Origin of the sequence: Emticicia sp. 17c (assembly GCF_037153985.1) — a bacterium.
Lineage (GTDB): Bacteria > Bacteroidota > Bacteroidia > Cytophagales > Spirosomataceae > Emticicia.
Genome location: NZ_JBBAYI010000020.1, coordinates 1 through 7,967 on the forward strand (window position 1 = coordinate 1; position 7,967 = coordinate 7,967).

The following is a 7,967-nucleotide window of genomic DNA, read 5'->3' on the forward strand; positions in this document are numbered from 1 at the left end:
CGGTTTTAGACACGGATGGGGATGGCGTGACTGATGACAAGGATTTGTGTCCTAACACAGCCTCTGGCACCACAGTAAACGCCTATGGATGTCCTGTAAGTCTTACAAGTTGTGATTATAGCAGTAGTAGTTTCAGTGTGAGTCTTGTAGGGGCTGCCCCAACAGAGACCAGATACTTACTGGTGAATTCACAAAGTGGTTTAATAGAGCAGATAGCGACAAGTCCAAGTTTTAGTGGATTAACAGGAAGCAACACATACATGGTGTTGGCATACAGTTACACTGGAACCCCGACGGGCTTAACAGTTGGAGGTCAGCTAAGTAGTTTAACAGCAAGTTGTCAGGATTTTTCTAACGCATTAATGGTGAAGGTTTGTGTACCAGTAGTTGGTAATAATTGTGATTATACAACCTCAAGTATTACACTCAATATTGTTGGAACTGCGCCTGCTAACGGAGTAACAAAGTATGTTTTGGTTAATACTTCTGGAATTATCGTAAAAATTTCAGATACTCCAACATTTACAGGCTTATCAGGTGTAAATGATTATTATGCTTATGCTATTTCCTATACGGGAACCATTTCAAATCTTTCTATCGGAAATAATTTATCAACAGTTAATGGCTCTTGTTTTGACTGGTCAAACCCTGTTCCATTAAAAGTCTGTGTATGTAAATCGGTGTGTTTACCGGTTTTAACAACAAAAATTAAATAGTGTCATTACTAAATGAACAAAAAATGAAAAAACTTTATTTTTCCATAGTTTTTTGTGCCATATCAATCTTAGTTGATGCACAGAAAAAACTCGATTTAACGCTAAAATATGACTCCATATTTGAAAGATATGAAGTATACGTGAAACCTAATTTTTCGCAGGAAAAATTTGTTTGGGGGCCTTCTCAAATTTCTGTTGTATTACCTTCTAATGTATCAATAGATAAGATAAATGTAAAAAATGTAGATGGAGGCACCTGGGAAGATAATTCGGTAGTCCAGTCGCCAGAAGCTAACTCTGAACGGTCATTTCATGGTTTTTCGACCAATGGAGATAAAGTGAACTTAGTAGAAAACTATGAGACAATATTATTTTACTTTTCATTACCTAAAAATATTAATCCAAAAGAAGTAAGACTTTTTGAAAATGAAAGTGATCCTCAATCATCTGATAAAGGTATGATGGGCGGAGATTTTAAAAATTCTATTATTGATATAGCGGGTAACGATTGGTTTAGTAAAGTATATACTTACTCGATTATAGAAACAAAGGAGATAGTAGATGAGAAATATACTGACTTCGAGCCTATAATATATCCAAATGTGATTACAGATAATAAATTTCAGGTGCAGTTTAAGGGTATTGTAGAAGATACAGATATCATGATGATACTCTTTAATAATAAGGGTAACGAGTTATTCAGAAAAAAAGACAGAAAGAGTATTCTTGAGAAACAAACATTCATTCTACCAGAATCAGCAAGAAACCAATCTCTTATATTGAAAGTAGTAACCGACAAAGGTACAGCTAGCAAAAGAATCTTATCTGAAAATTAATAGAGAGCGTGTACTTCAATAATGCTGGAGTAAGTATAAACTTATTCTAGTGCATTGCTTTTGTCGTTCCCAGGGAAAATAAAGCTTTTAGATGTTGTATAGAATTAAATTTGTTGAAATGAAAGCAACTTTTACAGACCGATTTTTTTTCGTTTTATATGTATTCGTATTCTGTAATGTCTTTGGGGCTTTGGCTAATATTTCCAATAATACCAAAAAGAATTACATAAGTGCAAATTATACGGATTTATCACTTACTAAGGTTTCAAATAAATCAATTGCACAAATTGGAGAACAGGTAACTTTTGTGTTGACGCTTACCAATGAAACACAAGCTCCTGCGACAGGTATTAGTGTAAAAGACTATATACCTAATAATATTATTATAAATAGTATTACTCCATCTACGGGTACTTATACACAAACACTAAGCGAAGTTACTTGGAATGTGGGTTCTCTCGCCGCTTCAACAAATGCAACATTAACTATTGTAACAACTGTTCTTTCTTCAGGAAGTTACTATAATAAAGCTGAAATATTTAGTACTGCAGAAATAGATTTAGATAGTACCCCCAATAATGACAATTTGTTAGAGGATGATATAGCAATAGCTTGTGTATCTGTACCATTTAAATATTGCCCATCTGATTTAATAGAAATTGATGCATCAGCTCCTTTGGGGTATACTGGTTACCAATGGCTAAAAAATGGAGCTCCTATTTTAGGGGCAACTCAGCCATCTTATAAAATAACAGATATTGGAACTTACACTTATACAATTAGTAGTATTCAAAATAATATTAGTTGCCCAGCTACATTGTGTTGCCCTATAATTGTTGAACGTTATCCAACAATTACGATTAACCCGACTGTTACTAATATTAGTTGTAATGGGTTAAGTGATGGTGTAATAAATGTGGCTGTAACTGGTACTGGAGGCCCTTGGCAATACAGCCTAAATAATGGCGCTTTTCAAGGAAGTAATATTTTTTCAAACTTACCTTCCGGAAGCTATACAATTTCGGTAATAGATGTTTCAAATAACTGCATTTCAAGTGTTTCTGCTACTATCACACAACCTCAAAAAATTGCTTTATCGCCAGTTTTAACTTGTGATGCATCAACTGGTTTAGGAAATGTAACTTTATCAGCAACAGGTGGGAGTAATTCGTATACATACAACATCAATAACGGAGTCTTTACTTCGTCAAATATATTTTCAAATCTTACAAATGGTTCGTATACCTTTTTAGCTAAAGATGCAAATGGTTGCACCGGAAGTGCCAATATACAAGTTAGTTGTAATCAGGCTAATGATTTGGCATTGGCATGTAATACTGTTGCAAATGGAAACCAAATTGGCTCACCAGTATCATTTAATATAAATTTGTTAAATGAAGGTGCAACAAACATTACAGGCATTAAAGTTAAGGTACAAGTACCATCTTTTGCTCTTTCAGGGTTAACATTTATAGCCCCTGCCGGAACAACGTATGACTCTAATACGGGTATTTGGGATATTCCTTCTTTATCAAGTACTACATCTTCAATTACTTTACAAATAAAAGGAACCTTAAATCAAGCTGGAGTAATAAGCGTTCCTGCTGAGATTATTCAAATGAATGGTCTCGATATTGACAGCACTCCAAATAATGGTATTATCGTCGAAGATGATATAACAATGAGTTGTTGTATAAGTGTTCCTTATAAATATTGTAAAGACGACCCAATAGAAATTCAAGCTACTGCTCTTTCAGGATTAAGCAATTATCAATGGTATAAGGATGGCATAGCGATTGCTGGGGCAACTCAACAAGTTTATACCATAACTCAAATAGGTAGCTACACATATTCGGCTATTGATACTAATAATGGAAATTGCCAATACGGGCTTTGTTGCCCGATAACAGTAGAACTTTATCCTGAATTTACAATCTCTGCTGTTGCAACCTATGACTGTGCGGGTGCAACAATAACTGTATCAACTAATGGAGGAACGGGTCCATTTGTATACTCATTAAATAATGGGGCATTTCAAAGTTTACCTTCATTTACCAATATACCGCAGGGTGTTTATACTATTAATGTAAAAGACTTAAATGGATGTGCCTCAACAACACAGATTGTTATTAATAAGGTAGTTCCAGAAATATTGTTACTTACAGCCGACAAAACGAGTTTATGTACAGGGGAGGTAGCGACTTTAACGGCCTCTAATTGCAGTGGTACCTTAAGCTGGCGTAAAGATGGCCAGTTGGTAAATTATCCAAATCCAGCAGTAGTGGCTCAATCAGGTGTTTATACTGCTACTTGTACGACTAGTTGTGGAACCAGTGCAGCAAGTGTGACTATTACGGTAGGGAGTTTTCCGAATACGCCAAGCATTACAGCGGACAAGACGAGCTTATGTGCTGGCGAATCGGCAACTTTAACAGCCTCTAATTGCACTGGTACAGTAAATTGGTTGTTGAATGGAAATTTGATAAGTAATGCCAATCCTACACTTGTGACCCAAGCCGGCATTTACACCGCTACTTGTACGACTAGTTGTGGCACGAGTGTAGCATCCAACAGCATTCAAATCAGCATAGGGAGTATACCAAACGCGCCAAGTATAACAGCCGATAAGACGAGCCTATGCGCAGGCGAGTCAGCTACATTGACGGCAGTTAATTGTAGTGGTACAGTAAATTGGTTATTGAATGGAAATTTATTGACCAGTGCTAATCCTACGTTTGTAACCCAAGCAGGTATTTACACGGCAACCTGTACGACTAATTGTGGCACGAGTGTAGCTTCTAACAGTATTCAAATCAGCACGGGCGGTATTCCAAATGCGCCAACGATTACAGCTGACAAAACGAGTCTTTGTGTTGGCGAGTCAGCAACTTTAACGGCAGCGAATTGCAGTGGAACAGTAAGATGGTTATTGAATGGAAATTTATTGACCAGTGCTAATCCTACATTTGTAAACCAAGCGGGTATTTATACGGCAACCTGTACGACTAATTGTGGCACAAGTGTAGCATCCAACAGTATTCAAATCAGCACGGGCGGTATACCGAATGCACCAAGCATTACGGCCGACAAGACGAGCTTGTGTGCTGGGGAGTCAGCTACTTTGACAGCAGCCAATTGTAGTGGTACAGTAAGATGGTTATTGAATGGAAATTTGATAAGCAATGCTAATCCTACATTTGTGACCCAAGCCGGTATTTATACGGCAACCTGTACGACTAATTGTGGCACAAGTGTAGCTTCTAACAGCATTCAAATCAGCACAGGTGGCGTTCCGAATGCACCGACTATTACGGCCGACAAGACGAGCTTATGTGCTGGGGAATCAGCTACTTTAACAGCGGCCAATTGTAGTGGTACAGTGAAATGGTTATTGAATGGAAATTTCTTGACCAGTGCTAATCCTACATTTGTAAATCAGACAGGTGTTTACACGGCAACTTGTACAACTAATTGTGGTACAAGTCTGGCTTCTAGCAGTATTCAAATCAGCACGGGCGGCATTCCGAATGCACCAGCCATTACAACCGACAAAACGAGCTTATGTGCTGGTGAGTCAGCTACCTTAACGGCAACTAATTGTAGTGGAACGGTAAGATGGTTATTAAATGGAAACTTGGTAAGTAATGCCAATCCTACATTTGTGACCCAAGCGGGTATTTATACGGCAACCTGTACGACTAATTGTGGTACAAGTGTTGCTTCTAACAGCATTCAAATCAGCACAGGCGGGATACCAAATGCTCCAATTATTACAGCCGACAAGACGAGCTTGTGTGCTGGCGAATCAGCTACCTTAACGGCAGCTAATTGTAGTGGGACAGTAAGTTGGCGTAAGGATGGTCAGTCAGTGACTTATTCAAATCCGGCGGTGGTGACCCAATCAGGCGTTTATACCGCTACTTGTACAACCAGTTGTGGCACGAGTGTGGCATCCAACAGTATTCAAATTACAACAGGTGGTATACCGAATGCACCGACAATTACAGCCGACAAGACGAGCTTGTGTGCTGGGGAATCGGCAACTTTAACAGCAGCTAATTGCAGTGGGACAGTGAATTGGTTATTAAATGGAATTTTGATAAGTAATGCCAATCCTACATTAGTAACCCAAGCAGGTATTTACACGGCAACTTGTACGACCAGTTGTGGAACAAGTGTGGCCAGCAGTTCAGTAACTATTACAACTGGAGGACTTCCAAATGCGCCAACAATTACAGCCAATAAGACGAGCTTATGTGCTGGCGAATCAGCTACTTTAACAGCAGCTAATTGCAGTGGGACAGTGAATTGGTTATTAAATGGAATTTTGATAAGCAATGCCAATCCTACATTAGTAACTCAGGCAGGTATTTATACAGCCACTTGTACGACTAACTGTGGCACGAGTGTAGCATCTAACAGTATTCAAATCAGTACCGGTGGTATACCAAATGCACCAAGCATTACGACCGACAAGACGAGCTTGTGTGCCGGAGAGTCGGCTACCTTGACGGCGGCGAATTGTAGTGGAACTTTAAGCTGGCGTAAGGATGGTCAGTCAGTGACTTACCCAAATCCAGCGGTGGTGACCCAATCAGGTATTTATACGGCTACTTGTACGACAAATTGTGGCATAAGTGTGGCTTCTAACAGTATTCAAATCACAACAGGAGGTATACCAAATGCACCGACAATTACAGCGGACAAGACGAGCTTGTGTGCCGGAGAATCGGCGACTTTAACAGCAGCCAATTGCAGTGGTACAGTGAATTGGTTATTAAATGGAAGTTTGATAAGTAATGCCAATCCTACATTTGTAACCCAAGCCGGTATTTATACAGCCACTTGTACGACGAGTTGTGGTACGAGCGTGGCCTCTAATAATATTCAAATCAGCATAGGTAGTATACCAAATGCACCGACGATTACAGCGGATAAGACGAGCTTGTGTGCTGGGGAATCGGCAACTTTGACGGCGACCAATTGCAGTGGTACCTTAAGCTGGCGTAAGGATGGTCAGTCAGTGAACTATTCAAATCCAGCGGTAGTGACGCAATCAGGTGTTTATACAGCTACCTGTACGACAAATTGTGGCACAAGCATAGCTAGCAATTCGGTGACTATTACAACAGGTAACCTTCCAAATGCGCCAACAATTACAGCCGACAAGACCAGCTTGTGTGCCGGAGATTTTGCTACTTTGACAGCAGCCAATTGTAGTGGTACTTTAAGTTGGCGTAAGGATGGTCAGTCAGTGAACTATTCAAATCCAGCGGTAGTGACCCAGTCAGGTGTTTATACGGCTACTTGTACGACTAATTGTGGGACAAGTGTAGCTAGCAATTCAGTGACCATTACAACAGGTAACCTTCCAAATGCGCCGACTATTACAGCCGACAAGACGAGCTTGTGTGCTGGAGATTTTGCCACCTTGACGGCAGCGAATTGTAGTGGTACTTTAAGCTGGCGTAAGGATGGTCAGTCAGTGAACTATTCAAATCCGGCGATAGTGACCCAATCAGGTATTTATACGGCCACTTGTACGACAAGTTGTGGGACAAGCGTAGCTAGCAATTCAGTGACTATTACAACAGGTAACCTTCCAAATGCGCCGACTATTACAGCCGACAAGACCAGCTTGTGTGCTGGAGATTTTGCTACCTTGACGGCAGCGAATTGTAGTGGTACTTTAAGTTGGCGTAAGGATGGTCAGTCAGTGAACTATTCAAATCCAGCGATAGTAACGCAATCAGGTATTTATACAGCCACTTGTACGACGAGTTGTGGGACAAGCGTAGCTAGCAATTCAGTGACCATTACAACAGGTAACCTTCCAAATGCGCCGACGCTTACAGCGGATAAAACGAGCTTGTGTGCCGGAGATTTTGCTACCTTGACGGCAGCGAATTGCAGTGGAACTTTAAGCTGGCGTAAGGATGGTCAGTCAGTGAACTATTCAAATCCAGCGATAGTAACGCAATCAGGTAGTTATACGGCCACCTGTACGACAAATTGTGGGACGAGTATAGCATCCAATAGCATTCAAATCAGTACTGGAGGTATACCAAATGCGCCGACGCTTACAGCGGATAAAACGAGTCTATGTGCCGGAGATTTTGCCACCTTGACGGCAGCGAATTGTAGTGGTACCTTAAGCTGGCGTAAGGATGGTCAGTCAGTGAACTATTCAAATCCAGCGGTGGTGACGCAATCAGGTGTTTATACAGCTACCTGTACGACAAATTGTGGGACGAGTGTGGCTTCTAACAGTATTCAAATCAGTATTGGAGGTATACCAAATGCGCCGACGCTTACAGCGGATAAAACGAGCTTGTGTGCCGGAGATTTTGCTACCTTGACGGCAGCGAATTGTAGTGGTACTTTAAGCTGGCGTAAGGATGGTCAGTCAGTGAAC

The 7,967-nt window shown here is 40.3% G+C and carries 3 protein-coding genes; all 3 read left to right on the top strand.

Annotated features, from left to right (window positions below; genetic code table 11):
- Positions 1-716 (top strand): hypothetical protein (locus tag WAA15_RS23185; RefSeq protein ID WP_337045238.1); only part of this gene is annotated, 716 nt, incomplete at its 5' end.
- A 23-nt stretch (positions 717-739) separates the two neighbouring features.
- Positions 740-1,552, top strand: a complete 813-nt coding sequence (locus tag WAA15_RS23190) for a hypothetical protein (RefSeq protein ID WP_337045239.1) — start codon at positions 740-742, stop codon at positions 1,550-1,552.
- A 118-nt stretch (positions 1,553-1,670) separates the two neighbouring features.
- A partial coding sequence (locus tag WAA15_RS23195; protein ID WP_337045240.1) for a hypothetical protein occupies positions 1,671-7,967 on the top strand: 6,297 nt, incomplete at its 3' end.